We start from the raw sequence: 2,968 nt of genomic DNA, 5'->3' as shown, positions 1-2,968 counted from the left end.
TTCAACGGAGAGGGCGTATTTCGGATAAAATAGGAAGGATTCGGCGTTGTCTCTGATTCAGGAACTCAGGTCCGCAAGGTGTTTTCTCTGCAGCCTCGATCATGATGCTGAGATCGTGACCTCCATCACGAACCTCGCCGAGAGGCTTGGAGTCAAGGTCGGCGCCGTCGCCGCCATCGGGGCGCTCCAGAGGGCGGAGATCGGCTACTACGACCAGGTGGCCCACGAGTACAGGCCGATCGAGATCGACCGTCCGGTGGAGATAGCAAGCCTCAACGGAAACCTCTCCATCAGGGAGGGGAAGCCATTTTTACACGCCCACGCGACCCTCGCGGACTCCGAGGGGAACGTCAGGGGAGGCCACCTTACCAGCGGGACGGTCTTCGCGGCTGAGGTCTGCCTCCGGGAGCTTGTTGGTCGGCCACCGGTGAGAAGGCACGACCCCACGACAGACCTCTTCCTATGGAGTGAGACCGATTGAAGGCCGCCGAGTACTTCGAGACCCTGGAGACCGGGCTCGCCCGCGCGATGGAGATCGCTGGAAAGGCCCGAAGTCAGGGGAAGGACCCCAGCCTCTCGGTGGAGGTCCCGACGGCCGTGGACCTGGCTGAGAGGGTCGAAAAATTGATCGGGATCGAGGGGATCGCGAAGAGGGTCCGGGAGCTCGAAGCCGAGGGGTTGAGCCGGGAGGAGGCGGCCCTTGCCATCGGCCTCGACTTCGCCGAGGGGAGGATCGGGAGCTTCTCGTCGAAGATCGAGGCGATCGACGGCGCCATCCGTACCTCCGTCGCCCTCCTTACCGAGGGCGTGGTGGCGGCTCCGATCGAGGGGATCGCCAAGGTGGACCTGGGCAAAAATGACGATGGTACCGAGTACCTCAAGGTCTACTACGCCGGGCCCATTCGGAGCGCCGGGGGTACCGCCCAGGCCCTGAGCGTCCTCGTCGCCGACTATGTCCGGCTCGGGGTGGGAATCGACCGGTACAAGCCTCGGCCCGAGGAGGTGGAGAGGTACGTCGAAGAGATCGGCCTCTACCGGCGGGTGGCGGGCCTCCAGTACGCACCATCCGACCAAGAGATAAGAACTCTCATTCGAAACTGCCCCATCTGCATCGAGGGGGAGCCGACCGAGGAGGAGGAGGTCTCGGGGTTCCGGGACCTGGAGAGGATCGAGACGAACCGGATCAGGGGCGGCGTCGCTCTCGTCTCAGCCGAGGGGATCGCCCTCAAAAGGCCGAAGCTGAAAAAGCACGTATCTAAGCTCGCAATCGAGGGATGGGACTGGCTCGACGAGCTGGCCAGCGGCGGGAAGAAGGATGGCGGGGCCTCGGGGGAGAAGTTCCTTCGAGACATCATCGCCGGAAGGCCGGTCTTCAGCCACCCCCACCGACCCGGAGGGTTTCGGCTTCGGTACGGGCGATCCCGGAACACGGGCCTGGCGGCCGCCGGATTCAGCCCCGCTACGATGGTCATCCTAAAGGAGTTTCTCGCCGCCGGTACCCAGGTGAAGCTGGAACAGCCGGGAAAGGCGGCGGCAGTCTCGCCGGTGAGCAGCATCGAGGGGCCGACGGTCAGGCTCAAAAGCGGCGACCTCTTGCGGATCGACACCCAGGAGGAGGCGGCAGTTCTCAAAAACGATGTCGTCAAGATCGTCGACGTCGGCGAGATTCTGATCAGCTTCGGCGATTTTCTCGAGAACAACAGGACCCTGGCCCCCGCATCCTACTGCTTTGAGTGGTGGGCGGCAGAGCTTGCGGAGGCGGGAGGCGACCCAGGGGGCCGCGAGGATCTAGGATTTGAGGAGGCGATCGAGATCTCCAGGAGATGGGCGGTTCCCCTCCACCCGAGATTCACGTACCTCTGGCACGATTTATCCATCGACCAGTTCAAAGAGTTGAGAGGGATAGCCTCTTCGGAGGGAAAGCTCGAGGACGGAACCCTTTTCTTGCCGCTCTCGTCGATGGAGGCCCTGGAGACCCTCCTCGTCCTGCACAGGGTGAGGGGCTCGAGGATAGAGGTCGACGATCCACTGCCTCTCCTACTCTGCCTCGGGATCGAGCCCGAGGGGCTGGAGCTGAAAGAGCTCGACGAAGAGGCGGCGGTAGACGGGACGAGAGAGGGGGCGTTCGTGACCGAGAGCGAGGAGGAAGACGATATGGCATCGGAGCCGTCGGCGCCTGAGACGGCCCTCGATCTCGTCAACCGCGTTGCAGGGATAAAGGTGATGGCAAGAGCCCCCACTCGGATCGGGTCCAGGATGGGACGGCCCGAGAAGTCGGATAAAAGGGAGATGAGGCCTCCTCCCCACGTCCTCTTTCCCACAGGAGACGCCGGAGGAAAGAGCCGGTCTGTCGGAGAGTGCGCCAAAAACCACGTCGGAAACGGGAGATCCGGGATCATCGAGACTGCAATCGGAAAGAGGGTCTGCCCTCGCTGTGGTGCCGAGACCCACGAGTTTCTGTGCGGGTGCGGCGGCCATACAGTCCCGAAAAGGGCCTGTCCCACCTGCGGCCAGCCGGGAGAAGAGAGGTGCCCTCGCTGCGGAAAGGCCACCACCGCAGCAGCCGTCATGAAGCTCGACGTCAGGGAGCTCTACTCCCGGGCGCTTCGTCGCCTGAACGAGAGAGAGCCCAATCTGGTCCGTGGCGTTCTAGGCCTCACCTCCCGGGACAAGACCCCCGAGAGCCTGGAGAAGGGGATTCTTCGGGCGAAGCGGGGGGTCTACATCTTCAAGGACGGGACCGTCAGGTACGACCTGACAGACCTGCCCCTGACCCATTTTCGGCCGAGGGAGATTCACACCGACCTCGACCGGCTCAGGGACCTCGGCTACACCGAGGACATTTGCGGCGAGCCCCTGGTGAGCCCAGACCAGGTCTTGGAGCTTCTGGTCCAGGACGTTATCCTCTCCTTTGACGGCGGCGATTACCTCCTGAAGGTGGCGAAGTTCGTCGACGAGGAGCTGGAGA

At 63.3% G+C, this 2,968-nt stretch carries 2 protein-coding genes; both read left to right on the top strand.

The window, feature by feature from the left end; all coding sequences use genetic code 11:
• The first annotated feature begins 46 nt into the window (after nucleotides 1-46).
• Nucleotides 47-481 carry a PPC domain-containing DNA-binding protein gene (locus ACP5EL_RS10045; RefSeq protein ID WP_428402375.1) on the top strand — a complete coding sequence of 145 codons (435 nt, stop codon included), beginning with the start codon at nucleotides 47-49 and terminating at the stop codon, nucleotides 479-481.
• The coding region (gene polC, locus ACP5EL_RS10040; RefSeq protein WP_428402374.1) for a DNA polymerase II large subunit at nucleotides 478-2,968 on the top strand (2,491 nt) is incomplete at its 3' end. The genes ACP5EL_RS10045 and polC, both read left to right, overlap by 4 nt.

The sequence above is a fragment of the Methanocrinis sp. genome, assembly GCF_049974945.1.
GTDB lineage: Archaea > Halobacteriota > Methanosarcinia > Methanotrichales > Methanotrichaceae > Methanocrinis.
Note: the sequence above shows the minus strand (reverse complement) of the source record. Positions and strands in the feature narration are given on the sequence as shown.